This is a genomic window from Pedobacter sp. AW31-3R (genome assembly GCF_052180285.1).
Classification (GTDB): Bacteria; Bacteroidota; Bacteroidia; order Sphingobacteriales; family Sphingobacteriaceae; genus Pedobacter.
This window is the reverse complement of the sequence record NZ_CP197475.1, coordinates 5,259,881-5,285,230: the sequence shown is the minus strand read 5'-3', so window position 1 is coordinate 5,285,230 and position 25,350 is coordinate 5,259,881. Positions and strand designations below refer to the sequence as shown.

The window sequence follows — 25,350 nt, the reverse complement described above, 5'->3', positions numbered from 1 at the left end:
TATTTAGATAGTTCTTTTTAACTATTGGTTTCTTGTTTAGATAATGACTTCGTAGTTCTGTTTTTCCAACACCAACGCTTTATATGTACGTTGTAATGTGGCACCAAGACTTTCCGTCCAGGCTGTTGGGAGGGTCACCTCATCAACTGTTGAGATACCTGCGATCTCTGCTGCGGTGCCACATAAAAAGGCACTGTCTGCATTTCTCAGGTCATCTGTAGAAAGATGTTTCTCTATACACTCAATATCAAGTGTTTTACACAACTGAATAACGGTGGCTCTGGTAATTCCTGGTAAGATATTACCTAGCGGAGGTGTATATAATTTACCTTTTTTTTCTATAAATACATTTGCACCGGAAGCTTCTGCAATATTATTATTCATATCCAATAATATTGCTTCATCAAAACCTTTGATTTTTGCTTCTGTAGTGGCCAGGATTGAATTTACATAGTGGCCACTTGCTTTCGCTTCCACATGGGTTGATTTTGGATTAGGACGCTGATAGCTGGAGATACATACTTTTTGTAAACTACTTCCGAGGTATGCTCCCCATTCCCATGCACAAATTAAAATGGATGCTTCCGTTGCCGGAACCAGTGACATGTTTGGTGCACAATAAATTAAGGGGCGTACATAGGCATCTTTAAGGTTGTTTTTCTTTAACAACTTATACGTTTGTTTAATCAGCTCTTCGATATCATAAGGGAAGGGGATATGCATCAGTTCTGCTGAACGTTTTAAGCGTTCATAATGTTCCCTGGCTTTGAATATCCTTGTTCCATTGTGCGTGTTGTAAGCCCGTATGCCTTCAAATACTGCATATCCATAATGCAGAGACTGACCATACAGATCTGTTTTAGCTTCAGCTGCTTTAATAAACTTTCCGTTTAAGTACAGGACTGTGTTTGAATCGTAGTATTGCATTTTATCTGGTTTCAGTATTTGTTGAACTTCATTAAAAAAAGCGCCTCTTTTGGAGGCGCTTTCTGATATTTTATTGTTTAAAAACTCATTCACAGCGCCGTTTTCTCCTGAAGAATCAGCAGAACAATTAGGTTGATAATGACGTTAATTTTGGCGGTGAATAAACTATACATTTTCTTATGTTTTTTACTTCCTTTATATAAAACCAATTTAGTTGTTGTTATCTATACTATCAATAGCGGGGTGAAAATAATTGAAAAAAAATATAAAACTTTATTGCTGTTTAATTTCGGAATTATATTCTGTTTAATGTGTCTTTATTGACACATAAGTCTTATGTGTGTATACCGAATATGATATTGGTATTCGGTATAGATATTATGCTAGCATTGTAATGAGTGGCGAATTCTGCGTGAAATGCTTAAAATCGACATAAAACTTAAAATTATTTTCGGTGGAGCGGTGCTGGATACCGGGGAGCTATTGGCAAAGGTTTCCAGTAAAATCTGTGTTCTGGTACCTATAGGAACAGCTACAAAAAAAGCCCTTTGAAGAATCTCCAAAGGGCTTTTTGATCGTATGATTAAATATTAGGCTACACCTTCAGCTAAAACAATAATCTTATTTTTTAAAACTTCGACAACACCACCTTTGATATTAAAGGTTTCATCTTTAGCTTTTGTTTTAATAATTACGGGTCCATCTTCCAGCGTTGAAATAATCGGAGCATGGTCATGTAAAATCTGGAAAGATCCCATTGTACCAGGTACCGTAACTGCTGTTACTTCGCCCTCGAAGATTTTTTTATCTGGTGTTAATATTTCTAATGTCATATCTTGAGTATCTAAGCTGTAATTAAGCGTTAGCTTCAGCCATTAATTTCTTACCTTTTTCAATTGCATCTTCGATGTTACCAACCAGGTTAAATGCAGCTTCAGGGTATTCATCAACTTCACCATCCATAATCATGTTAAATGCTTTGATAGTTTCTTTGATGTCAACCAATACACCTTTTAATCCTGTAAATTGCTCAGCAACGTGGAATGGCTGTGATAAGAAACGTTGAACACGTCTTGCACGGTGTACAACAAGTTTATCTTCTTCAGAAAGCTCATCCATACCAAGAATTGCAATGATATCCTGTAATTCTTTGTAACGTTGAAGGATTTCTTTTACACGTTGTGCAGTATTATAGTGTTCATCACCCAAGATCGCAGGAGAAAGGATACGTGAAGTAGACTCTAATGGATCTACTGCAGGATAAATACCTAACTCAGCAATTTTACGTGACAATGAAGTCGTTGCATCAAGGTGGGCAAATGTTGTAGCCGGAGCCGGGTCACTTAAATCATCCGCAGGTACATATACAGCCTGAACAGAGGTAATTGAACCACGTTTAGTTGAAGTAATACGTTCCTGCATTAAACCCATTTCAGTAGCAAGAGTTGGTTGGTAACCTACCGCAGAAGGCATACGACCTAATAATCCTGATACTTCAGATCCTGCCTGAGTAAAACGGAAGATGTTATCCACGAAGAAAAGGATATCTTTTCCAGCGCCTTCACCATCACCGTCACGGAAATATTCAGCAACCGTTAATCCTGATAAGGCAACACGTGCACGTGCTCCAGGAGGCTCGTTCATCTGACCGAATACCAGTGTTGCTTTAGATTCTAATAATTTTTCAGTGTCAACTTTGCTTAAGTCCCATCCACCTTTTTCCATGGAATGAAGGAAGTCCTCACCATAGTTAATTACACCAGATTCGATAAACTCACGTAAAAGGTCATTACCTTCACGTGTACGCTCACCAACACCTGCGAATACAGATAAACCATCATATGCTTTCGCAATATTGTTTACCAATTCCATGATCAATACTGTTTTACCTACACCAGCACCACCGAAAAGACCAATTTTACCACCTTTAACGTAAGGCTCCAATAAGTCAATTACTTTGATACCTGTGTAAAGTACTTCAGATTCTGTAGATAGTTCATCAAAACGAGGAGGTGCATTGTGAATAGATTTACCATTTGTCTTATCAACTTTGTTGATACCGTCGATAGCTTCACCCACAACATTAAATAACCGACCTTTGATTTGGTCACCAATAGGCATTTTAATAGGCGAACCAGTGTCAGTAACACTCATACCACGCACCAAACCATCTGTTGAGTCCATCGCAATCGCACGAACGCGGTCTTCACCAAGATGTTGTTGAACTTCTAAAACGATCTTCTGTCCGTTTTCTTTTTCAATCTCTAAGGCAGAGAAAATTTGGGGTAAATGAGCATCGTCCGCAAAACTCACGTCAACTACCGGTCCTATAATCTGCGCTATTTTTCCAATGTTAGGCATATATTGTTTTTGGTAAAATTATAAATCTCAAATTGCTAACTACCTTCCCTAGGCAGGCAATTCGGTTCGCAAAGCTATGATTTTTCAATATAATTTTAGTATATAAATAAAAAGTTTTTCCACAGTTTTTTAATCGATAATTTAGCAGGTATGAAAACTATATTGGTTACGGGCAGTAATGGCCTTTTAGGGCAAAAAATCACCGCCCAATTGTTGTCCCACAAGCAGTTCCATTTGGTTGCAACTTCTAAGGGAAAGAACCGTTTTCCTGTGAAAGAGGGGTATAAATATGCAGAAATGGATATTCTCGATAAGGAGAATATGGAACAGGTGATTGCACAATACCGGCCGGATGCAATTATTCATACGGCAGCAATGACGAACGTAGATCCCTGTGAAACGGAAAAGGAACTGGCTTACCAGCTTAATGTGGGGGCGGTAAAAGACCTGGCTTCGATATGTGAACATTATCAGATACAATTGATTCACCTTTCTACTGATTTTGTATTTGATGGTGCAAGCGGTCCGTATGCAGAAGATGCGATCCCTAATCCGCTGAGTTATTATGGGCAGACCAAGCTGGAAGCTGAAAAGGTGTTGCAAAATTCTAGTTGTAATTGGGTAATTATTCGCACTATTATAGTGTATGGTATTGTGAATGACCTTAGCAGGAGTAATATTGTGCTTTGGGCAAAGAATGCGCTGGAGAAGGGAACCGCGATTAATGTGGTGAACGATCAATGGAGGATGCCTACACTTGCGGAAGATCTCGCAGACTGCTGTCTGCTCGCCGTAGAAAAGGATGCCCGGGGCATTTATAATGTTTCCGGTAAGGATATGATGAGTATTGTGGAATTGGTTTACAGGGTGGCCGATTTCTGGGGACTGGATAAATCGCCTATCACGGAAATCAGTTCAGCTTCATTGAGCCAGGCAGCCAAACGTCCGGTGCGTACCGGATTTATTTTAAACAAAGCCATGACAGAACTTGGCTATAATCCTCATAGTTTTGAGGAAGGGCTGGCAGTGGTTGACCGTCAGCTTAAAGAACTGAATTCATAAACAACAAATTTTACAATATACGTATGGCACTAAAAGCAGGCGATCAGGCCCCAGATTTTAAATTATTCAGTTCAGAACTAAAGGAAGTGTCTCTTGGAGATTTTAAAGGAAAGAAAGTAGTCCTTCAGTTTTTCCCTATGGCATTTACCGGTGTATGTACAACGCAGTTGTGCACAATGAGAGACAGCTTTGGCTTTTATGAAGGAATGGATGCTGCAGTATTGGGTATTTCTGTGGATTCCCCATTTACACTGGCAAAATTTAAGGAGGAACAGTTTTATCAGTTCCCGCTGTTATCAGATTTTAATAAAGAAACATCACAGGCTTACGGTGCTTTTTATGAAGAATTTGCCTTCAATTTGAAAGGCGTATCCAAAAGATCGGCATTTGTGATCGATGAAGAAGGAAAAATTATTTATGCTGAAGTTTTAGAGTCAGCAGGCGATCTTCCTGATTTTGATGCAATTAAAAAAGTAATTGAAGGATAATTGTTCCATGGAGAGGTAACGCTTGAAAAAAATGTTCAAAAAAGTTTTGAAATTCAATTTCGAGTGTTACCTTTGCAATCCCGAAACGAAGGGAAATGCATTTGTAGCTCAATTGGATAGAGCATCTCACTACGGATGAGAAGGTTTGGGGTTCGAATCCCTACAAGTGCACAGAGAGCCTTAGAGAAATCTAAGGCTCTTTTATTTTATATCTTTTGGTGAATCATGGCGTCCGGGTTATGAGGATCAAATTCAAAAGATGCGTAGCACTGGTAAAAAATCTAACACCAGGTCTATAAATTCCCTTTTTTCGAGCGTATTAAATTTTTGATAAATCTCCTTCAGATTTGCCGACATATCTAGATGCCTGTCCATGATTTCAAGTGCTTCCCCAGTGGCTATTGCAAAAAGGCTAAGACCAATGATACCGGATCAAAAATCGACTGAACTGAGATAGATCCTGATCTTCTCACCTCCGCTACAGTTTTTTTATTCCACAGATGGTACATTTTGCTGTAGTTGTGGTATGCCGCGTGATGTAGGTTTTTAAAATTTATCTTTTGCACAGTCGGCAAATAAATAAAATTCTTCAGTTGTCCATATGGTCTTCGTGTTATTAGTTTTATGCTTGTTTATCTCCCGGCAAATGTGCGACTGGATTTCCTTTCATGTTTTCCCCAACCAGATAGGCGATAAATTTGGAGAAGGCACTGATGTCACCTGTCACGCTTGCGATTTCCAGAGACTTCATATACTCATCTCTTTTCTCTACCGGTATTACTGTCCATGGATAGCCTCCTGATGCAAGCATTGTATTCAATAAGAATCTGCCCATTCTGCCGTTGCCATCCATATAGGGATGTATGAAAACAAAAATGTAATGCCCCAGTACTGCCCTTACTGCAGGATGTTGTTCTGTTTGCAATAACTCAAATAGTTCAGGTATGGCCTCACGCATGGCTTCTACGCTTAGCGGTACGTGCTTGGATGAACTGATGTATACCTGATGACTGCGATAACCGGCGAGTTCGGATGCTTTAAGTATGCCTGCCTGAACGCTCGGGTCGAATAGTTCCCTGTACCATTTTTGATGATCCTTGTCTACCTGTCCTCCCGGGTTCTCCCCCTGCAGGATTTTTTCCAAGGTTTTTTTTACTTCCTGAAAAGCTTGGAAATAGCCTCTGGCTGCCATGGCGTCTTTCTGTTTGCGGTCCTCCCGGGAACTGTCTTTATCCCATTCTCCACTACTTACTTTAGCAATGAGTTCCGGTGTGACCTTATAGCGTTCGATGGAAAGTGAATGGTAGGCATCGGTAAGGTATACCTCATCCACTATTTTGATATAAGCCTGCTGATCAGTTGGTATACCAGGCGCTGCCGGAAAATCTTTTACAATGATTTCGCTCATTTGTTGCCACATCATCCGGATGCGATTGACAAAGGGAGAGCGCTCACGCGGGCTGATTGACAGTTGTAGTTTTTCCTGAAAGGGGTCATTTTCCCTGGTGTCGTATCCAGCCTGTTTCATGGTGTCAAGGATCTGGTCGGCAATTCTGTCTCGTCCAATGTTTCGGAATGCACCAGCCAGTCTGCCACTGATTGTGGAGTGTCCATTGTCAAGCAAAACAGGCAGCAGTTCCGAGGCATCACTGATACTGGCCAAAGCAACCCGGCAATCCAAAGGCCTGTCACGGTATATCCCTTCGCTGATGTAGATCAGCGCCGCCTGCAGGGTGTAGATCCGTATGTTGTTAACGGTAGTCATCAATCCATCAGCGGGAAGCTCGGCACGATAATTAAATAACGAGGTATGATGTGGTAAGGAAATGGGGCTGTTATTAGCTTTTGGAGAACGCAAATGCAGTTGTACCGGAACAGTCCAATTGCCAGCATGTATCATCAGTGACTGGTCAGCAGAGAGACACCAATTCTCTTCATACTTGTGCCGTATAAATTTTGCGCAGAAATCCCAATAACAACTATACCATGATGTGGTGTCACCCGGTGCTTCTGAAGGGTTGGATGAAATATACCATCCTTTGGAAACTTCTTTTATAAAGCCATTGTTCAACAGGATCTCCCGCTGGGAACGGCTCGGAAATTCATCAGTATGAATTCCTGCTGACCCATTTTCCTGAAGTTCCTTTAATGTAACTAATGCTTCTGCAAATTTCTCCTTTGGTGTGGCCATGGTTTGTTAACTTTTATGATTGTTGATTCTGTTATTTCCTTGTACTAATGTTCTCTTGTATCTCTTCAAGTTTAGTTTCGGGTTTTCCAGTATCTGATGTTAGTACTTGGGTCGTTAATTCTTCTGTTTCTTTCGTTGTGTTTGTTCTACTGTCTTGTTATTATACTCTTTCTATTCTATTTGTTGCATTATTTCTATGCTTCGCTCTTGTGCTATTTCTATTGTTTGTTGTTGTGTTACTTTTATTTCTTTTTGTTGTGTTGTTTCTCTTGTTTGTTGTTGTGCTATTTCTATTGTTTCTGGCAAAGCTATGATTATAATTTGTTTATCATCCATTTTTTATTTTACGCTGTATGTTCATCTGCTATTCATGTTGTTTTTTTATTATTCCCTGCAAAAGCATTGCTCACTTCAATGGATCCATTTTTAAATTTTAGGATATTCGTGCGAATTGTCAGATAGAGCAATGCCCAATTTGATATTTGAACACTAGAATTGTGTTTCAAAATAGATCGTGCACTCGGCTTAGAAGAAGGAGCTATGTATCTTCTTCAAGCTTATTCTGCAATTAAGGAAGAAAAACTTAAAGAAAGAATTGAGCTTCATCCCGATTTGAGTCTTTTCCGTAAAGCTCTTTTTTGGGATACAGATAAGAGTAAATTAGATTGGGAGAAACAATATAAGCCTATTACATTCACGGTACAGCGGTATCCAGTGGAATCCTGGGCTGAGCACAATTCCATTCCAGGTTCAACCTTATTTTTAATAGATTCTGGATACCGCTTATGCCGCATGCCAAATAGTATGATTAATGTTTTGACACGATTAGACAGAAAAAACAGACAAAATTACTTGGCAACAATAGTAGACCACTGAAATGATCCGATCCCATCTGATAGCATTTAATTGTGGAGTACGGTATTGGCAACCATACTGCCATCTGCAGCATCAGTAAAATAAATGGTATAAATTTTTCCTGCCTGTAAATCAGGGACACTCAGCGTCACACTACTATTGCCTGTTATACCGCTGATCTGTACCGTAAGAAGTCCTGGCGAAATGTATTTATACCCACTGTCTTCATTTCTCGGCAAACTGCCTACCAGCTCATCGCCGGAGCCATTCCTGATCTTCACCAGGGAAGGGCCATTGTCGCTGAAGTCAATAAACTTGATTTTTACCTGCCCATTATTAGGGGTAGCAAGATCATCAGTGAAAACTTTAACCCTCGCTTTGGAACCCTGACCTGCCAGATATACGGTTTGGCTGATATTGTTCGCCGTCCAGATTTCGCCTGATGCGAACACACTATTTGTTCCCTGATTCTTGTATTCAGCTACCAGTCTCGTTCCGGAAGGACTGCTGATATAGTTTGATGATTCTTTATAATCCAAACCAGTGTTAACCAGTATTGTTCCTGCCAGCGTAAAAGTTTGCGGACCTGCCGTTGGTGATGCATTTACCACCTTAAGGAGGAACTGTCCGGAATTATCGATGTCATTTTTCTTACAGGCAGAGGAAAGCAGCGTCAGTGCCAGAGCGAGGCCAGTAAATAATTGTTTTTGAATTGATTTCATTTTCATGTTAATGAGGTGTTGAATGTCTGATTCAATCAGCATGTGGTGTCTGACTAGATATATTTTACTTTAATGATGATGCCGGAATGCACGCGAATGTCCGTCTTAAAGTCCTCGAACCTGGGTTTCTTCATCTTCTGCATGAAGTAATTTGAAAATCCGAAGCCTTCTTTTGGCATTCCTATAAAATTCTTGTCGATATCACCATTCCCATTTTCGTCATCCACTAAAGTGAATCCGTAGGTTCCTGGCTCAAGCGCGAGCTGCAAATTCAGGGTTCCAGCAGACAGTTCTTTTTTGTCGAAACTGATCTTTTTGAAAGGTTTTTGGTCCTGATAACTCAAATCGTCTTTGAAAACCTGAATGATAATTTTTCCTTTGGCTGATCTGATCCCGGTGATTTTAATAGCTGTTTTCTGTTGAAATGGTACGTAAGAACTGAGTAATACCATCAGTATCCCGGTTAAAAGTAGGGTGAATAGTTCAAGTGTGTTTTTCATCTGTATAAACTTAAATATAACTGTACGGAGGAGATGAATCTTGACGCATGGTCAGGTTCCATCAGCAATGGATACTTTAAAAAGTATAAAAAATACTGGCTTGTATACTGTTATTGGTGAAATCTCCCAGTGCTGCTGACGGAACTTCCTGGACTTTCTGCAGTCCGTAGAGGTATCTTGCATTAAATCCCAAACCTATTTTGGATCTGTAACCAAGTCCTCCAAGAATTCCGAAATCAATTTTTTTAGCAAATTTGGCATCGGTTACACCACCAAGATCTTCCTTTATCTTAAATCCTGCCTGCGGACCAGCTTCTATAAAAAAGCCGGAGTTGCTTCTGTACTTAAGAAGAATTGGAACAGAAAGATAAGAAAGTTTAATCTCCTGTTCCCCTAGTACACCACCTTTGACTTTGGCGCCCTGCATGGCATAGAGAAACTCTTCCTGCACCATAAAATTAGGACTAAACTTGTAGGCTACTGTAAGGCCCGCCTGGAAACCAGGCAGTGGATCTGTTTCAAAATTGGCATTGGTAAAATTATTGGCGCTCCCTCCCGCAGTGATGCCGAATTCCATTTTACTCAGCAATTTTTTTCCGAAGCTCTGGTTCTCAGGTGCGGTCTGACTGAAACCTCTGGTTGATAGGGCAACCAATACCACTGACATGAATACTAAATTTCTCATAATTCTCTTTTTTGATTAAATATGCCGCTTTAAATACGGCAGGCTTTTTATTTAAATCAAAGGTGAGGAATGCAGGATGTGTATTATTTTAAAATGTAACCGAAGCGGACAAAGTTGGGGTGGAACTAAATGAAAAGCGATTGGAAATAAAGCGGCAAATTACCCGTTGGCAAGCCATTTCAAAAACTGTGGAACTTTCACTTTGCTCACCAGAATCTTTTCAGCAAAAGGAAATGTGAGATTGAGGGATAACTTACGGGAGAAAAAGCTGGATACATCGATAATCGCCTTCCGGCAAATCAGCTTCTGGCGGTTTACCCTAAAAAAAGTGCTGCCTGACAACCGTTCCAGTTCATCCAGGTTCTTATTGGGATAAAATGTTTTTCCTGAAAAGGTGAGGAGATGGGTAGTTTCATGTTCCAGATAGAACATGGCGATGTCGTCCATATTAACGGGGATAATCTTGTCCATATGATAAACAAGGACTGATGAGGCTTTACCGGAACTCTTATTGACGAGCATAGTTAATAAAGCGTCAAACTGTGGCAGCTGATCTGCCGAGAATATCTTTTTGAGGTGCATATACTTCTGCAGGGCAAGATTCAGTGTTTTGGTGGTGAATGGTTTCAGGATGTAGTCGATGCCATTTGCCTTAAATGCGTCCATTGCATATTCATCATAGGCCGTACAAAAAATTACCGGACTGGTCATCGGCTGACTGAGGAATATTTCAAAGCTCAGCCCATCCCCAAGCTGTATGTCGCTAAAGATCAGGTCGGGAATTTCATTGGCAGTAAAGTAGGCCTTTCCAGCTTTAACCGATGTGATATGGGTGATCTCTACCGGTTCGTTTATCAGTTTTCTAAGATTAATTTCCAGATCCTCTGCGACAACGGATTCATCCTCAATGATTACTATGTTCATTCTCTAATAATTTAATACTGACGGAAAAAATATTTTGATCTTCCAGGATGATAATCTGGTCGCCAGACCATAACCTGTACCGTTCGGCGAGGTTCGCAAGGCCGTAGTTGGTAGACTGGACTTTCATCTTTTTACACTGAATATTATTACTGATGAGCAAGCGGTCATCCCGCTGGCTTATTGTGATTCTGAGCGGAGCTTCCTGTGTAAAGTTATTGTGCTTAATCGCATTTTCCAGCAATGGCTGCAATGAAAAGGAAGGCAGGAAGTATTTTTCTAAGGTTTCTGCTGGTAAATCAATAGTGCAGTCGAGCGCTTTCCCAAATCTGATACGCTGCATCTCCAGGTAATCATTCGAAAATATGATTTCGTCTTTCAACCTGGAAACATTGGAACTTCGGTGATAGATCGAAGACCGTAAAAAATTAGCCATGTGTACAATGTAATCATCGGCCACATGGGTATCCTTATGGTAAAGGGCCTTCAGTGTATTGAGTGCATTAAAGAGAAAATGAGGGTGGATCTGTTGCTTTAAAGCGAGATTCATGGCTTCCGCATTGGCGGTTTTTAACCTGGATAATTCCAGCTCACTATTCATTTTATGCTCATATAACAACACAGAGTCATGCAGTAAGGTTATAAGGGTGTTGATCACTATACCTGATCCGATGAATGCTAAAAGAGAGCCTGTTTCCCAAAATGACCAATTTTTGTGACTAAAATAAGCAAAAACAGGACGTAGAATCAGGTATATGGCAATACTGGAAAGATAGGTCAGCAGGCGTCTCAGGTATTTGAACTTTTTAGACCTGATGGGAAATAGCTGTCCCAGCATCACCATTAAGGCAATATCAGAAAAGCCTACCAGCAGAATTCCCAGTATGGTAAGAAGGGTGTATTGTGGAATATGTGCAGGAGATTTATCGGCGTAGGATGCTATCAGATAAAATATAAAACCTATGATAACAGCCTGCAAGCATGTTAAACTGCCTAAGCGCTTTAAAGGTAATTTTTCCTGCATAGCTATAAAGCTAGCTATTCAGACAGATGGATTTAGGTATTTCTACCTAAAGCGGACAAAATTGGATTTAAAGAATAGTAATCCGGCTCCCATTTGCTTTCTTTAATATATAACTACTGCTGACATGGCCACCGTATCTTTATTCCAGGGGATGGTAGGAAGCTTTTAAATAATTTATAAATTGCGCTTTGTATAACACGTTTAGTTGTCTGGGGATCAAATCATGAATATTGTTGGCCAAGCTGATGAAAAAGCACTACTGCTTCAATTGAAGATGGGTGACGAGCGTTCATTTGAAACCCTATATCATACTTATAAGTTCCGTCTTGCTGGTAACCTGTTCAAGCTGCTGAAGTCGGATGATCTGGTGCAGGAAATTTTGCAGGAGCTATTTGTTAAAATCTGGGAAGGCAGGGCTGATATTGATCCTGAAAAATCGTTTAAATCTTACCTTTTTCGTATCGGGGAGAACCTGGTATACGATTACTTTCGGAAAGTGGCAAAGGATAAACGGCTACTGGCTAAGATCATGGCATCAAGCTCTGAAATCTACCTGCATATCGAAGAAAATATGCTCATCAGGGAAAACTCCCAGAAATTTCAGTATGCGATAGGACTTATGCCACCGCAACGCAGAAAAGTTTATACACTTTGTAAGCTGGAAGGTAAATCTTATAAAGAAGTGGAAGAAATCATGGGTATTAATGGGAAAACTATCAGTAGTCACATGTTACAGGCTAATAAATTTCTTAAAGATTACTTTGGTAACACCTCTGGATTGGAAATGTCTGTTATTTTAGCTGTTTTATTCAAAGGATTCTGATAAATGTATTTTTTTTAATAAAAATTCACATCAGACTAAGGATTTTTTTGCCCGGCTCCGTATTAGCTGTAAAAATTGAACCTTGAAACATCCAGAACAACTTCAAAATTTATTTCATAAATACCTGAATAATGCCTGTAGTCTTGAAGAAACGCAAGAACTGATGGATTATTTTTATCTGGGTGACAATCAGGACCTGCTACGGACGATGATTACATCCACTTTAGCTATTGAGGACGTTGAGGACGAAAGTACAGAAATCGACCCCAGAATGGCCTCTATTGTGGCTAAGGTAGATCATAATATTTTTGAATATATCCGTTCAACAACCAATGTGATGGCGGTAAGAAGGCAAGCCAGGATGAAGCTTGGCTTCCGTATGGTTGCAGCCGCGGCTGCTATTGCACTGGCGGTAGTGGGTATTTACTTCTATACCTACCATCAGCAAACGATAGTTCAGGATGTTGCAGTACACACTGCAGATGATGTTGCACCTGGCGATTTTGGTGCCACGCTTACCTTGGCAAACGGCAAGAAAATCAGGTTGGCAGATGTATCCAACGGCGAGCTGGTGAAAGAATCCGGTATATCGATCTCGAAAACAGCAGATGGCAAGCTGGTATATGAAATTGAAGAATCAGCATCGAACACAAATGCCGTCAACACGCTCTCCACTGCAAATGGTGAAACTTATCAGGTGCACCTGCCTGACGGTTCCCTTGTTTACCTGAATGCGGCATCGAGCCTCAGCTATAAAACATCACTGGTCGAAGGCGGCAGGCGTGTGGTAAGCCTGCGTGGAGAAGGTTATTTTGAGATAGCGAAGGACAAGGCACATCCCTTTATCGTGAAAACAGATCGAGAGGAAGTCGAGGTGCTGGGAACCCATTTTAATATCAGCAGTTACGCAGATGAGGAGCAGGAAAAAACCACACTGCTGGAAGGAAGTATAAAACTGAGTGCTTTTGGGGGCTCCAGGGTCTTGAAACCTGGTCAGCAGGCCAATGTGCTGAATGGAAAAATCCATATCTCGGAAGTTGATACTGACCTGGCCGTAGCCTGGAAAAACAACGAATTTGTCGTAGAAAGCGAACGTATTGAAACCATTATGAAGATGGTGGAACGCTGGTACAATGTAGAGGTCATCTACGTGGGAACACCAACAAATGAAAGATTTAGCGGAGGCGTATCAAGGTTTGACAAAGTGTCCAGGGTATTGGATATCGTTGAATCTACCGGTGCCGCTCATTTTGAAATCAAAGGAAGAAAAATATACGTGTCAAAATAAAACCTAAACCGATAATTAACCAGAATATTCACCATAAAAGAAAAAGCGCATGATCAGAAAACTACCCTAAAAGATTCCTGTGAAATGAACCCAGGCCCCGATGTCAAATCAGGACCTGGTCACAAGTTTGGAACATTCAATTAAAAAATCAACGTTAACCACAGTTGCCTGACCCGTCGAAAGAAAAGGCAACTGATCAACCAAACCTTCCACTAATGTATCAAAATTCCAGGAAATTTGGTATGCCTAAACGGCTATACCTAAAAATATTGCTAACTATGCGCTTAACCATCGTGATATTAATAGCATTCTTTATGCAGGTGAGCGCTTCAGGCCTTGCCCAGAAAGTCACTTTATCGAAATCTAATACCCCCCTTAAAGCAGTCTTTAAGGAATTGAAAGAACAGACCGGCTATAATTTCTTTTATACGGATAACCTGCTACAGCATACTGGCCCCATCAGCATCAATGTGAAAAATGCTGCACTGGAGGATGTGCTGGAGCTGATATTTGAAGGTCAGTCGCTCGACTACCTGATCAGGGACAAAACCGTGATTATTAAGATGGGGGCTGTGGCGAGACAGGACATCATCAGTGGTTTTGTAGGCGACAATAAAAGCCGTAAACCCATACCAGGTGTAACCGTGACCATAAAAGGAACGAAGTCTTTGGTCCAGACCGACAAGAACGGGAAGTTTTCCATTAGTGTGGCTTCGGGTGCAAAGGCATTGGAGTTCAGGTATATTGGCTATAAAACTGTAGTGATGCCAATTACAGTAAATGCTGACTATACCATTTATCTGGAAGAAGATTTGCAGGTGCTCAATGAAACCGTGATTACCGGTAATATCGAACGTAAAGCATCAACCTATACAGGGGCTGCAAAAAGCATGACCATTGAGGAACTGAAGAAAGTAAGTCCGACAAATGTATTTACTGCTGTGGCGGCCCTGGATCCATCTTTCAGGATTATTCCGAATAATATTTCCGGTGGTGATATCAATGCGCTTCCTGATGTGCAGATGCGGGGACAAAACTCCTACCCAACACTGGGCTCTGAACTTGTAGGTAACCCAAATACACCTTTATTTATCCTTGATGGCTTTCAGGTTACCCTGCAGGCTATTCAGGATCTTGATATGAACCAGATTGCCTCAGTCACCTTATTAAAAGATGCATCGGCAACGGCTACTTATGGCTCAAGAGGAGGAAATGGTGTAATGGTAGTAACAACGATTATGCCTCCTAAAGGTACTATAGAAGTTTCCCTGACCAATAATTTTACTTTATCTACTCCGGATCTTTCTGTCTACAATATGTTAAATGCTTCGGAAAAACTGGATTTTGAAAAGCGTGCGGGACTGGTACAGACTTTTGGCCAGCAATACCTCTGGAATGAAAGGTATAACGCGATGCTGAGCGGAGCAAATACAGACTGGAAAGCCATTCCTGTACAAACCGGACACAGCAACAGAACTTCCTTGGGATTGCGTGGAGGTGATCAGGCCCTCACATTTAACCTGAATTTCACCACAAATTTTCTGCAGGGGGTAATGAAAGGGCAGGACCGTAAAAATTATGCCGGTGCATTTACCCTCAGTTACAGATCCAAAAAGTTCCTCTTCCAAAACAATACCACCGGAACCCAGGTGATTTCCAATGCTTCGCCTTATGGTTCATTCAGCGACTACCTGTCATACAACCCTTATTGGACCCCATATGACCAGAATGGACAGATGAAGGAATACTTGGAAAATATATCCGTTCCCAACAGTACATCCAGGGAAGGTTCTACTGTCCTGAACCCTTTGATGGATGTCAGCTATAATACCATTGATAACAGGAATAAGAATTTCACCCTGCGGAACAATAGCACAGTTCGTTATGATGCCAGTAAATCTCTATATGTAAATGCAGGTATAGGATTAACTAAAGTTAACGGAACGGTTGATAATTTTTATTCTGGACTGGATAGCCGTTTTGCTGAGGTAACAGATTTGGCACGAAAAGGCAGCTATACGATCAATACCAGTAATTCGTTTTCACTGGAAGGAAATACTTCCCTCAACTATTACAAAACTATTGGGCTTCACGGAATCTCCGCAAATGCATTGTTGAACCTGAGCACAACCAAAGCTGATTCTTATTTAATGTCGACAGAAGGATACCCCTTTGATCGCCTGGACCATATCCTGTTTGCTACCCAGTATGCAGCGGGCAGGCCAACCGGAACTGAAGCTACGACAAACAGGATTTCCTATACCGGAAGTGCCAATTATTCCTATGATAACCGATATTTTACAGATTTTACCTATACCCGTGAAGGTTCATCAGCCTACGGAGAAAATAATAAATATGGTAATTTCTGGTCTGCAGGGATCGGCTGGAATATGCACAATGAAGAATTCCTGAAAGATAACCGCATCATTAACCTGATGAGGCTGCGCGGAAGTTATGGTGCGACAGGTACCTCCGCCCAGGATCCTTATGCATCGCAGTTCAGGTATAATTTCGATTCCACTACTGGTTATTATGGAGAACTCGGCAGTACTTTGGGAAGCCTCGGAAATCCAAATCTGAGCTGGCAAAGGGTATTAAAATCAAATATTGGCTTGCAAACTGCTTTTTTGGATAACAGTCTGACGTTTAATGCTGAGGTGTATCAGGAGGTTACCCAAAATGCGCTGACCACAGTTTCTGTGGCACCTTCAACAGGGTTTTCATCTTATACAGAGAATTTAGGCAAAATTCAGAACAGGGGATTACAGATTGATATCGGTTACCGGATTCTGAATAATCCCGCTACCGGTTTAAGGTGGAATGTATCCGCTAATGCGGCTACCAATAAATCTGTTTTAAAGGAACTTTCAGATCAGCTAAGGTCCTTTAATGAGGCTTTAAATAGAAACAATACGGACCAGACTGCAGTAAATCCACAGTTTATTGAAGGCCAGTCGACTACAGCGATTTATGTCGTGAAGTCATTGGGTATTGATCCGGTTACGGGCCAGGAAGTGTATGTAAAAAAAGATGGCAGCAGCACCTTTTTATGGGATGTTGCAGATAAAGTGTATGCGGGGGACACACGTCCGAAATGGACTGGTGCCGTCAATTCAAATTTTCTGTATAAAGGTTTTAGCTTCAACTTCAGTCTCACGTATAACTACGGTGCACAGCTTTACAATTCTACTTTGATGAACAGGGTAGAAGGTGTGGATGCCCGCAATAACGTAGACCGCAGGGCGTATGACCTGGGCTGGACTGGCCCTGGTGATGTGAGCCCATACCGGAGAATCCGTGGTACAGCTACGCAAACGCAGCTGACTTCCCGTTTTGTGCAGAATGACAACAATATTCAGGTGGGTTCTGTGAATTTCAATTACCAGTTCAAGCCTGTACTATTACAGCGTATCGGGATAAAAGGATTAACGGTTGGTGTCACTTCGAATAACACCTATACATTAAGTTCAATTGAAATCGAACGTGGAACAGATAATCCATTTGCGAGAGAGTACACCCTAAATTTAACTGCACGTTTTTAAAATTCGAAATGATGAAATATAAAATTTTTATGATAGGGTGCCTCGCTGTAGCGATGTGCTTTGCCAGCTGTAAAAAGTTCCTGGAGGTAAGTCCAAAATCCAATGTGTCTGAAAAGGAGTTATTTACTTCTGAGGCGGGATTCCAGCAGGCCTTAACCGGGGTGTATTCACAACTGGCTGGCCGTAATCTTTATGGTGATAAGTTATCCATGGGCTTTGTTTCCGCATTACAGCAAAACTATTCCATCACCGTGAATAGTTACATCCCGCTTGTGGAGAGTGTAAAGCTGAACTATGCTGCTGATGAAGTGAAAACACATACTGCTGCCATATGGTCTGAAGCTTATGCTGCAATTGCAGGTCTCAATAAGATCATTACAAATACGGAGTCTAACAGGGCAGTACTTACCGCCAGTGCTTATGGACGTATCCGTGGAGAAGCTTTGGCATTGCGTGCTTTCATCCATTTTGACCTGTTGCGTTTATTTGGTCCGGCGTATGCTTCAGGTGAATCGCTTAAAGCAATTCCCTATACCACTACCGTTAGCCAGATTGCCAATGTACCTGCGACAACTGCTGAAGTCATCAATTTTGCACTTGCCGATGTAAAAGAGGCTGAGGACTTACTGATTGCAGTTGATCCTATTGTCACCAGTGATACCAGGACAAGGCGTAACAAATTAAATTATTACGGTGTTAAAGCGTTGGAGGCAAGGATACTACTGTATAGCGGTGATAAATCCGGTGCAGCCCTGGCAGCTAAAGTGGTCATTAATTCAGGAAAATATACCTGGGTAACACAAGCTGAGGCTTCCCAGGTATCGAGTTCTTCAAATACCCGCGACCGGCTATATTTTAACGAGCAGGTGTTTATGATCAGGGTAAGGGATATGGTTAACTGGACTGAAACGTATTTCAGGTACAATGGAAGTGCAAATGCCAAACTGACCCGTAGCCAGGCAAATTTCAACACCTTATATGAAACTACTTCGGGAGGGTCAACAGATATCAGGTATGTTTACCGCTTAGAGCAGGATGGTTCAGCGCTGTTTCCATCTAAGTTCTGGCAGTCTGCAAATACGGAGATTACGGATACCAGGAAGGACCAGTACGTGCCGGGCATCAGATGGTCTGAAATGTATTATATATTGGCAGAAACTGCTGCAACTCCTGCAGAAGGTGTGGCGTTTTTAAATACCGTCAGACAAAACAGGGGGCTCGCAGCCACTACTGCCACTACTGAGGCGGCGCTGAGGACAGCAATCACAAAAGAATACCAAAAGGAGTTTTATGCAGAGGGCCAGTTGTTCTTTTACTACAAACGTATCAACGCTTCTACCATGCAATTCAGGTCTGCAGCCATGACCGCTTCACAGTATGTATTGCCAATTCCGGATGCTGAACTGCAATTTAACCCCAATTATTCCAATTAGTTATAGCCTATTATTATGAAATATTTATATTTTTTGATCCTATTATCAACCCTCTTTTCCTGTAAAAAAGAAGAGGTGATGACTTACGAAGGTAAAGATGGCATCTCCTTTTTTGCCTATACCTGGGAGGAGTACCATCTCGAAGCCGTTAAAAAGTATTCCTTCGCTTTTGCGGTAACAGCATTAACGAGAGACACCATTTTCCTGAGCATGCGGGTTACAGGAGCAGTCAAGGATTACCCGCGAAAGGTATTGCTTAAAGCTGCTGAAGGCACTACGGCAACTGCGGGAGTGGATTACGAGCTGAAGGAGGTGACCATCCCGGCAGGTGCTTATAAATTCGATTATCCTGTTGTTGTATTTAACTCTCCAGGAATGGCGGCAAATACGTACAGGCTGGTGCTGGAACCTGCGGAAACAGCTGATTTTAAATTAGGTACGATAGGTCAGACCCCGGAAACGAATACAATGTATACGGAGGAGAATTTTCAATATTTTAAGATTGATCTTACCAATCAGCTTGTGGAACCTGATGGCTGGCTGGAGTCTGCTTTTGGCGTATTTAGTGCCGTGAAATACCGGTTTATGGTAGAGGTTACCGGTTTGACAGATTTTTCAAGTGAAGCTATCGGAAGAGATGGGGTATACAATCTACCTGTCAAATTGCAAAAGGCCCTGGAAGAGTACGAGGCCCTGAACGGACCACTGATAGATGAAAATGGCAATGAGGTTAGTTTTTAATTTAATTTGAAATCATGCGTATAAAATATTTTGCTATAAAATGCCTGATTGCCTGTACGGTAATGCTGGCTGCTGCTTGTCATAAGGACAAGCAATTGTTTGAATACAATCCAATCAATAATTTAAAACTCGAAACTGCTGACTCGGTGTATACGGTAGCGGCACTGGATTCATTAATTATCAGCCCTAAGCTGGTGGAAGGGATGCCCGGTAATGAGGAGTATACCTATCTCTGGCAGATTTCAGCGAGTGATACTTATGATAGCAATACAGAATTTACCCCCCTGGCAACAACCAAAGACCTGAGGTTGTATGTTGAGCTGAGCCCGGGAACATACCGGATCATTGCAAAAGTAACCAGCAATAAAACCGGGATTTCAGCACTGGCAAGATATACCTTAACCGTAACTGGAATTTATTACGGAGGCTGGTATGTGGTCAATACTAAAAATGGTATCGCCCGGGTGTCTTTGATCCGTACGGATGATGAAGTATTTGATAATCCCATGGAAACGACTAACGACAAGAGCTATCCTGGAAAAGCCCTGGGTTTATATGCTTATGAAGATGGTGGTACGCTCGCTTTCTTCACCGATCAGGGCGCCTACCTGTTTAATATCAACGACTGGCTGGAGCTTAGAAATACCGCCACTATACTTCCTGGCCTGGCAACCCGTCTTCCATTTAAAAGCACTCCGGCTTTTTCTACAACAATTCTTGGATATGACCAGTTTATTGTGGCCGATGGTGGCGTGTACGCCGGCCTGGGTGCCAGTGCTTTTGGAGATGATGCCCTGAAGCCTTTTTCTGACCGTATTAACGGAGATTATGAGGCCTTTCCGGGGGTATTTTCCGGAAATTTATATACTACTCATTTTTATGATAATAAGGGCATGAAGTTCGTGCAGCTGGGGTATCTGGACAGGACAATGACCACATCGGCGGCAACACCATCAGGAGCTTTTGATATGGCTAATGTGGGTAAAAAAATGATTGCCTATGACATGGGGACAAGTTCCTATTTCCAAAGTGCCGAATTCTATTATGTGATGGAAAATACGGCCGGTGCACGCTTTCTGCTGTCGACCACAGGTACCATTTCTTCAGTTTCTCCAGGTATTTACCAGCAAATCCTGAATAGTCCTGACATCGGCGATGCCACAAAATTTGCTACTTCATCGATTTTGAAGCAGCTGTATTATGCTGCAGGAAACAAAATATATGTATATGATATGCTGGCCAATTCATCTAGTCTGATCTATACTTTCCCATCAGGTGATGTCATAAAGGATATCAAAATGCTGCGGAGTACCAGTACAAAAATGGTGGTGGGAATAAATCATGGGAATGCCGGCGAAGTTTATTACTTCGATATTGACGGACAGGGAAGGTTTACCAATAATACCTATACCAAGAAATTTGAAGGCTTTGGCGAGATTGAACAAGTGGCTGCGGCCAGAGGAAATTACGAAGAATAACACATTAAAATTAAAACTTAGAACAAATGAAGAAATTTATAACAACAGCTGCCCTAACATTCGTTGCGGCTATAGCTTACAGTCAGCAACCCGGTTACAAAGCAAGCCTGGATTCCCTGAAAATAATTAATGATCCTTTACAGCAGGAAGCCATCCTCAACCGATTAAAAAGCGCTCATCCGAAGGATAATTTTGAAATGTATAATTTTACGCTGGCCAGTAATTTTGCAAACGCAAAAAATACAAAGAAGGCACTTACCTATTTCCGTCAGATTGATGCAAGGTCACGTACGATGGCTTTGGGAACTATACCAGGGCAATTGATGGAATATGATATCAAAACCGCTGAGGCATTGCTCAATGAGGAAATGGCTAAAGCTGACAATTCTCCACAAGATCGCCAGATGTTACTGAACATGTATAGTCAGCTGATGGCAAAAAAAGGAGATTATGCCAAAGCTTTTACGGCAATGAAGGAATATTATGCGGATGCGCAAAGGAAAAGTCCGGCATTAACTGCCAGATATTACTACCTGATGAGTAAAACGGGTGCCTACCAGGAGGCTCTTCCAGAACTGGAAAAAGCTGTGACTGCTGGTCTTGGGGACGATGACTTTAAGAACGAAGTAAAAACCGCCTACAGTAAGGTCAATCCCGGAAAAGATGCCAAAGCGTATCTTGCCGGACTTGTGCAGCAGGCTGAAGAACAAAGAAAACAAGAACTGGTTGCCAAAATGTTGAAAACGCCTGCTCCGGACTTTAAGGTTACTGACCAGAACGGAAAAGTAGTTACGCTGGCCGATTTTAAAGGACAAACAGTCGTTATAGATTTCTGGGCTACCTGGTGCGGCCCCTGTAAAAGAGCATTGCCTGCCATGCAGATGACGGTAAATAAATACAAGAATGATCCGAAGGTAAAATTCCTGTTTATCCATACCTGGGAAAGTGTTGATGATCCAAAGACTGATGCAATAAAGTATTTGGCCGACAATAATTTTAATCTGCCGCTGTATATGGATGTCAGGGATCCGGAAACGAAGAAAAATCCTGCGGTTTCATTATTTGATGTAAAAGGTATCCCGGCTAAATTCGTCATCGATGGAACAGGCAATATTCGCTTTTCAACCAGCGGATTTGGTGGCACCAATGAAGCTGCAGTAAATGAATTGTCGACAATGATTGAGTTATCCCGCCAGTCCAGCTAACCCAATGATGAAAGTTATAAAGTTTCTACCTGTAATGCTGTTGCTGCTCTGTGTTCAGAGCAGCATCGCTCAAAAGCTTGCTGAGGTTAAAAAACTCGAGGCATTAATTTCCAGAGGTATTGAAAAGTCTTTTGCCTCCAGTGTGCGGATATGTGCATATGACACGCTGAGCAAGCGTACCGGGGAGGGCGGCTTCAGTGGTGTGGTGGTCACTGCGGAAGGACATATCCTTACTGTCGCCCATGCCACTAAACCCAATGAAGTTTACCAGGTAACTTTTCCCGATGGCACTGAATATCTGGCAACAGGTCTTGGTCGCATGGCCATCAAAAAAGAAGGCCGGGATCTGGACATGGCCATGATCAAAATGTTGAAACCTGGGAAATGGCCCTTTGCAGAGATGGGATCCAATGCAAATACCAAAGTCTATCAGCCCGCCCTGAGTATTTCTTATCCGGGATCTTTTGACGGCAAACAACCCAATGTCCGTTTCGGTCAGTTCACCAACGTAGATATCAGCAGCGGTTATATCACTTCAAGCTGCAAGATGGAGCCTGGCGATTCCGGTGGTCCGTTGTTTGACATCGAGGGGAGAGTGCTTGCGCTTCATAGCTGGATAAGGGACAGCGAGGAGGAGAATTTCGAAGTGCCTGTAGATCTCTACAAAAAATATTGGACAGCGCTGAATGTCGCGAAGGATTATCAGGAGTTACCAGAACCGGATCAGCTGAACCCGGCAGCAAGCCAACCTGAAATATCGGTGATCCCTGGAATACAACAGCTGGCAGGATTATCCGAAAAGTCGGCGAAGAGTGTTGTTGGAATAATAAGTTCCAGGGGAGGAACGAAGTTGAACATACTGGGTTCCGTGGTAGAATGTTCCGCTGCGGGACAAAACGGAGTTTACATCCTGAGCAAAAGTTCTGCTGTTGCCGATAGTGTGAAAATTATGCTCAATGGAAAAAGTATCCCTGCCGGGGTATATTACAGAGACAAAGACAATGACCTGGTGTTACTGAAACCGGTCGCCAAAATGTCTGGTGTTACCCCCCTGAAAACTAATCAGGAAATGCCGGAATGGAGCCATGCTGATTTAGGACATTTCCTGGTGACGGCATTGGCCGCGGAACACAAAAAAGTAGGGGTACTCAGTACAGAATTTATCGATATGCCTATGCGTTTCAGTGTGGGTCATTTCGGTGCGAATGCAAGGTTCATTGACCAGAAGATTACCATTACCGATATCCAGAAAGGAAGTGCTTCAGCAGGATTTCTGAAACTGCAGGACCAGGTCACTGCAATTAACGGGGTCTCTATCAGCAGGCCACCGGAATATGGCGCAGAGCTGATGAAGTATCTTGCCGGTGATTCCATTAGCATAGATGCTGTAAGGGACGGGAAGCCGATCCGGGTAAAAATGTACCTTCCGGCATATCCTGGAGCCGACCATGTAGCCAGTCATTTTGAGGGTGGCAGAAGTGCGCGTTCAGATGGATTTAAGAAGGTTTTTGTTCAGGACGCGGCAATTAAAGCAGAGGAGTGCGGAAGCCCGGTCTTTGACGCTGAAGGCCGGTTCAGGGGCATTAATATTGCCAGACACAGCAGAACATCCGCAGTTGTAATGCCTGCAGATGTTGTTGCCGATTTTATTCAACAAGCAGTAAAGAGGAAGACATGAAAAAGAATATTTTATATATAATGAAGGCCGGCATTGTTTGTTTGCTGTTCAGCACAAATGCAATTGCCCAGTCGTTACCAGCCGATACCAGTCTTTCGGGCCTGTACAACGCGATAAAATCAGAGGTAGAAGCACCCCGTATGGAATTGATGTTAAATCAGATGCTTAAAAAGCCGGATGATGGGATGAACCAGATGCTGCTTGATGCCGGCGCACAGCATACGGCAATTGCCTATGCCGAAGCCGGGAATACGGAAAAAGCCAAGTATTGGATCAGGCAGATTAAAGACCAAAGCTGGAAGAACAATAGTTGGAGTGCGGTAATTGGTACACTTATCGAAGCGGGAAAGCTGGATAAAGCTGAGCAGATGATTATCCCGTTGATTGATGAAAAGGGATCGGCTTCTTTTTCCGGGGAGGAAAAACAGCAGCTGAAGTTTCAACTGGGTGTCATTCGCTTTAAACAGGGGAAATACAAAGAGTCTTTGCCTTACCTGGCAGCAGGTCAGGGCGGTGGGAGTAGCGCATATCCTGAGTTGTATACCCTGGCGTTAATCCGCACAGGCAATCCTGATCTGGCACTCACAGAAGCGAATAAACTGCTAAGGGGGAAATATGTACACCTCAGTCCTGATTTTAAAACCGAACTCGGGAAACTTTATCTGAAGAAATATGGCAGTGAACAGCGCTTTAAAACAGTATTGGATTCCATCGCTGCTGTACAAACGAAAGAAATACAGGCAAAGGTTGAAAAAATGAAAGTAAACCAGCCTGCGCCAGATTTTGAGATTAAAGATGTAAATGGAAAGACTGTTTCGCTAAAAAGTCTAAAGGGAAAAACGGTATTCATTGATTTTTGGGCTACCTGGTGTATTCCTTGTGTAGGCTCTTTTCCGGGAATGCAGAAAGCAGTGGATTATTATAAAGGTGATGATTCAGTGGTCTTCATGTTTGTGCACACCTCAGAAAAAAAGGGAGCTTCAGCAACTGAAGATGCAATGAAGATTGTCAATAGTAAACACTATACTTTTAACGTGTACATGGATTTGAAAGACCCTTTGAGCAACCAAAACCCTATGTCATCAGCTTTCAGGGTAAGTAGTTTGCCTACAAAACTGGTCATCGACAAAGAGGGAATCATTAGGTTCAGGACTGTTGGTTTTATTGGCGTAGATGAAGCAATCCCTGAAATCAAAACCATGATCGATATGTCAAGGAGATAATCTGCTGTTATTTGGCCTCCTTTCTTTGCATGATCCCCAATTGTGGGGGCACCAATGACAGCGGCAGGTCCTAACGCTTGTCCCCCTCAGAGCGATGAGGGGTTGGAATTGGTATGTGGTCACCTAGAAAGCCTCGGAGAAATCTGGGGCTTTCATTATCTGATGTGGTTTACCTGTTATCTAAGGTGATTTACCTGGATCCA

Annotated in this window: 22 protein-coding genes and 1 tRNA gene; 13 read left to right on the top strand and 10 right to left on the bottom strand. The window is 42.1% G+C overall.

Annotation, left to right across the window (positions count from 1 at the left end):
• Nucleotides 1–36: 36 nt before the first annotated feature.
• The 3 genes from ACSBL2_RS21745 to atpD all read right to left on the bottom strand — a co-directional run bounded on the left by ACSBL2_RS21745 (nucleotide 37) and on the right by atpD (nucleotide 3,288).
• Complete coding sequence (locus ACSBL2_RS21745) at nucleotides 37–927, bottom strand: branched-chain amino acid transaminase (protein WP_442588662.1); 891 nt, start codon at nucleotides 925–927, stop codon at nucleotides 37–39.
• Between the two features lie 590 nt (nucleotides 928–1,517).
• A complete protein-coding gene (gene atpC, locus ACSBL2_RS21740) occupies nucleotides 1,518–1,760 on the bottom strand; it encodes an ATP synthase F1 subunit epsilon (RefSeq protein WP_442588661.1) in 243 nt (80 codons plus the stop codon).
• 22 nt (nucleotides 1,761–1,782) lie between these two features.
• The gene (atpD, locus tag ACSBL2_RS21735) at nucleotides 1,783–3,288 is read right to left on the bottom strand and encodes a F0F1 ATP synthase subunit beta (protein ID WP_442588660.1); all 1,506 of its coding nucleotides are present in this window, start codon (nucleotides 3,286–3,288) and stop codon (nucleotides 1,783–1,785) included.
• A 150-nt stretch (nucleotides 3,289–3,438) separates the two neighbouring features.
• Between atpD and ACSBL2_RS21730 the strand changes: the two genes are divergently transcribed.
• The 3 genes from ACSBL2_RS21730 (at nucleotide 3,439) to ACSBL2_RS21720 (ending at nucleotide 5,009) form a co-directional block, all read left to right on the top strand.
• Nucleotides 3,439–4,350: an SDR family oxidoreductase gene (locus tag ACSBL2_RS21730; RefSeq protein WP_442588659.1), complete on the top strand. Its 912-nt coding sequence runs from the start codon at nucleotides 3,439–3,441 to the stop codon at nucleotides 4,348–4,350.
• A gap of 23 nt (nucleotides 4,351–4,373) precedes the next feature.
• On the top strand, nucleotides 4,374–4,838 hold the full coding sequence (locus ACSBL2_RS21725; protein ID WP_442588658.1) for a redoxin domain-containing protein: 465 nt from the start codon (nucleotides 4,374–4,376) through the stop codon (nucleotides 4,836–4,838).
• 97 nt (nucleotides 4,839–4,935) lie between these two features.
• Nucleotides 4,936–5,009 (top strand) — tRNA-Arg (locus tag ACSBL2_RS21720).
• A gap of 451 nt (nucleotides 5,010–5,460) precedes the next feature.
• Here the strand turns inward: ACSBL2_RS21720 and ACSBL2_RS21715 are convergent.
• Both ACSBL2_RS21715 and ACSBL2_RS21710 read right to left on the bottom strand, forming a co-directional pair.
• A complete protein-coding gene (locus ACSBL2_RS21715; protein WP_442588657.1) occupies nucleotides 5,461–7,029 on the bottom strand; it encodes a Fic family protein in 1,569 nt (522 codons plus the stop codon).
• 171 nt (nucleotides 7,030–7,200) lie between these two features.
• On the bottom strand, nucleotides 7,201–7,365 hold the full coding sequence (locus tag ACSBL2_RS21710) for a hypothetical protein (protein ID WP_442588656.1): 165 nt from the start codon (nucleotides 7,363–7,365) through the stop codon (nucleotides 7,201–7,203).
• A gap of 204 nt (nucleotides 7,366–7,569) precedes the next feature.
• Here ACSBL2_RS21710 and ACSBL2_RS21705 point away from each other — a divergent pair, with 204 nt between their 5' ends.
• Nucleotides 7,570–7,905 (top strand): DUF6922 domain-containing protein, encoded by a 336-nt coding sequence (locus ACSBL2_RS21705; protein WP_442588655.1) that lies wholly within the window; start codon nucleotides 7,570–7,572, stop codon nucleotides 7,903–7,905.
• 26 nt (nucleotides 7,906–7,931) lie between these two features.
• Here the strand turns inward: ACSBL2_RS21705 and ACSBL2_RS21700 are convergent, their stop codons facing one another.
• The 5 genes from ACSBL2_RS21700 to ACSBL2_RS21680 form a co-directional block, all read right to left on the bottom strand.
• Nucleotides 7,932–8,606, bottom strand: coding sequence for a DUF4397 domain-containing protein (locus ACSBL2_RS21700; RefSeq protein ID WP_442588654.1), 675 nt, complete (start codon nucleotides 8,604–8,606; stop codon nucleotides 7,932–7,934).
• A 53-nt stretch (nucleotides 8,607–8,659) separates the two neighbouring features.
• Entirely contained in the window at nucleotides 8,660–9,106 is a 447-nt protein-coding gene (locus ACSBL2_RS21695) for a DUF2141 domain-containing protein (protein WP_442588653.1), read from the bottom strand.
• Between the two features lie 76 nt (nucleotides 9,107–9,182).
• A complete protein-coding gene (locus tag ACSBL2_RS21690) occupies nucleotides 9,183–9,791 on the bottom strand; it encodes a porin family protein (protein WP_442588652.1) in 609 nt (202 codons plus the stop codon).
• A gap of 159 nt (nucleotides 9,792–9,950) precedes the next feature.
• Nucleotides 9,951–10,715, bottom strand: a complete 765-nt coding sequence (locus ACSBL2_RS21685) for a LytR/AlgR family response regulator transcription factor (RefSeq protein ID WP_442588651.1) — start codon at nucleotides 10,713–10,715, stop codon at nucleotides 9,951–9,953.
• Complete coding sequence (locus ACSBL2_RS21680; protein ID WP_442588650.1) at nucleotides 10,696–11,736, bottom strand: sensor histidine kinase; 1,041 nt, start codon at nucleotides 11,734–11,736, stop codon at nucleotides 10,696–10,698. Before ACSBL2_RS21680 ends, ACSBL2_RS21685 begins: the two co-directional genes overlap by 20 nt.
• Before the next feature lie 223 nt (nucleotides 11,737–11,959).
• Here ACSBL2_RS21680 and ACSBL2_RS21675 point away from each other — a divergent pair, with 223 nt between their 5' ends.
• From ACSBL2_RS21675 to ACSBL2_RS21635, 9 genes are all read left to right on the top strand, one after another.
• Nucleotides 11,960–12,559 (top strand): RNA polymerase sigma factor, encoded by a 600-nt coding sequence (locus tag ACSBL2_RS21675; protein ID WP_442588649.1) that lies wholly within the window; start codon nucleotides 11,960–11,962, stop codon nucleotides 12,557–12,559.
• Between the two features lie 82 nt (nucleotides 12,560–12,641).
• On the top strand, nucleotides 12,642–13,847 hold the full coding sequence (locus ACSBL2_RS21670) for a FecR family protein (protein WP_442588648.1): 1,206 nt from the start codon (nucleotides 12,642–12,644) through the stop codon (nucleotides 13,845–13,847).
• Nucleotides 13,848–14,125: 278 nt separating this feature from the next.
• Nucleotides 14,126–17,389, top strand: a complete 3,264-nt coding sequence (locus ACSBL2_RS21665; protein WP_442588647.1) for a SusC/RagA family TonB-linked outer membrane protein — start codon at nucleotides 14,126–14,128, stop codon at nucleotides 17,387–17,389.
• An 8-nt stretch (nucleotides 17,390–17,397) separates the two neighbouring features.
• Nucleotides 17,398–18,822, top strand: coding sequence for a RagB/SusD family nutrient uptake outer membrane protein (locus ACSBL2_RS21660; protein WP_442588646.1), 1,425 nt, complete (start codon nucleotides 17,398–17,400; stop codon nucleotides 18,820–18,822).
• A gap of 33 nt (nucleotides 18,823–18,855) precedes the next feature.
• A complete protein-coding gene (locus tag ACSBL2_RS21655; RefSeq protein ID WP_442588645.1) occupies nucleotides 18,856–19,563 on the top strand; it encodes a DUF4843 domain-containing protein in 708 nt (235 codons plus the stop codon).
• A 14-nt stretch (nucleotides 19,564–19,577) separates the two neighbouring features.
• Nucleotides 19,578–21,041: a PKD-like family lipoprotein gene (locus tag ACSBL2_RS21650; RefSeq protein WP_442588644.1), complete on the top strand. Its 1,464-nt coding sequence runs from the start codon at nucleotides 19,578–19,580 to the stop codon at nucleotides 21,039–21,041.
• Nucleotides 21,042–21,067: 26 nt separating this feature from the next.
• Nucleotides 21,068–22,246 (top strand): redoxin domain-containing protein, encoded by a 1,179-nt coding sequence (locus ACSBL2_RS21645; RefSeq protein ID WP_442588643.1) that lies wholly within the window; start codon nucleotides 21,068–21,070, stop codon nucleotides 22,244–22,246.
• Between the two features lie 4 nt (nucleotides 22,247–22,250).
• Nucleotides 22,251–23,924: a trypsin-like peptidase domain-containing protein gene (locus tag ACSBL2_RS21640; protein ID WP_442588642.1), complete on the top strand. Its 1,674-nt coding sequence runs from the start codon at nucleotides 22,251–22,253 to the stop codon at nucleotides 23,922–23,924.
• Nucleotides 23,921–25,147: a redoxin domain-containing protein gene (locus ACSBL2_RS21635; protein WP_442588641.1), complete on the top strand. Its 1,227-nt coding sequence runs from the start codon at nucleotides 23,921–23,923 to the stop codon at nucleotides 25,145–25,147. The genes ACSBL2_RS21640 and ACSBL2_RS21635 overlap by 4 nt, the downstream gene beginning before the upstream one ends.
• Nucleotides 25,148–25,350: the final 203 nt, after the last annotated feature.

What these genes read in the sequence shown, in the direction of transcription:
- ACSBL2_RS21650 (WP_442588644.1), top strand. Translation starts at nt 19,578, where the DNA reads ATGCGTATAAAATATTTTGCTATAAAATGCCTGATTGCCTGTACGGTA.
- ACSBL2_RS21730 (WP_442588659.1), top strand. Translation starts at nt 3,439, where the DNA reads ATGAAAACTATATTGGTTACGGGCAGTAATGGCCTTTTAGGGCAAAAA.
- atpD (WP_442588660.1), bottom strand. Translation starts at nt 3,288, where the DNA reads ATGCCTAACATTGGAAAAATAGCGCAGATTATAGGACCGGTAGTTGAC.
- ACSBL2_RS21695 (WP_442588653.1), bottom strand. Translation starts at nt 9,106, where the DNA reads ATGAAAAACACACTTGAACTATTCACCCTACTTTTAACCGGGATACTG.
- ACSBL2_RS21745 (WP_442588662.1), bottom strand. Translation starts at nt 927, where the DNA reads ATGCAATACTACGATTCAAACACAGTCCTGTACTTAAACGGAAAGTTT.
- ACSBL2_RS21700 (WP_442588654.1), bottom strand. Translation starts at nt 8,606, where the DNA reads ATGAAATCAATTCAAAAACAATTATTTACTGGCCTCGCTCTGGCACTG.
- ACSBL2_RS21660 (WP_442588646.1), top strand. Translation starts at nt 17,398, where the DNA reads ATGATGAAATATAAAATTTTTATGATAGGGTGCCTCGCTGTAGCGATG.
- ACSBL2_RS21635 (WP_442588641.1), top strand. Translation starts at nt 23,921, where the DNA reads ATGAAAAAGAATATTTTATATATAATGAAGGCCGGCATTGTTTGTTTG.
- ACSBL2_RS21645 (WP_442588643.1), top strand. Translation starts at nt 21,068, where the DNA reads ATGAAGAAATTTATAACAACAGCTGCCCTAACATTCGTTGCGGCTATA.
- atpC (WP_442588661.1), bottom strand. Translation starts at nt 1,760, where the DNA reads ATGACATTAGAAATATTAACACCAGATAAAAAAATCTTCGAGGGCGAA.
- ACSBL2_RS21725 (WP_442588658.1), top strand. Translation starts at nt 4,374, where the DNA reads ATGGCACTAAAAGCAGGCGATCAGGCCCCAGATTTTAAATTATTCAGT.
- ACSBL2_RS21685 (WP_442588651.1), bottom strand. Translation starts at nt 10,715, where the DNA reads ATGAACATAGTAATCATTGAGGATGAATCCGTTGTCGCAGAGGATCTG.
- ACSBL2_RS21705 (WP_442588655.1), top strand. Translation starts at nt 7,570, where the DNA reads ATGTATCTTCTTCAAGCTTATTCTGCAATTAAGGAAGAAAAACTTAAA.
- ACSBL2_RS21675 (WP_442588649.1), top strand. Translation starts at nt 11,960, where the DNA reads ATGAATATTGTTGGCCAAGCTGATGAAAAAGCACTACTGCTTCAATTG.
- ACSBL2_RS21640 (WP_442588642.1), top strand. Translation starts at nt 22,251, where the DNA reads ATGATGAAAGTTATAAAGTTTCTACCTGTAATGCTGTTGCTGCTCTGT.
- ACSBL2_RS21690 (WP_442588652.1), bottom strand. Translation starts at nt 9,791, where the DNA reads ATGAGAAATTTAGTATTCATGTCAGTGGTATTGGTTGCCCTATCAACC.
- ACSBL2_RS21680 (WP_442588650.1), bottom strand. Translation starts at nt 11,736, where the DNA reads ATGCAGGAAAAATTACCTTTAAAGCGCTTAGGCAGTTTAACATGCTTG.
- ACSBL2_RS21710 (WP_442588656.1), bottom strand. Translation starts at nt 7,365, where the DNA reads ATGGATGATAAACAAATTATAATCATAGCTTTGCCAGAAACAATAGAA.
- ACSBL2_RS21715 (WP_442588657.1), bottom strand. Translation starts at nt 7,029, where the DNA reads ATGGCCACACCAAAGGAGAAATTTGCAGAAGCATTAGTTACATTAAAG.
- ACSBL2_RS21665 (WP_442588647.1), top strand. Translation starts at nt 14,126, where the DNA reads ATGCGCTTAACCATCGTGATATTAATAGCATTCTTTATGCAGGTGAGC.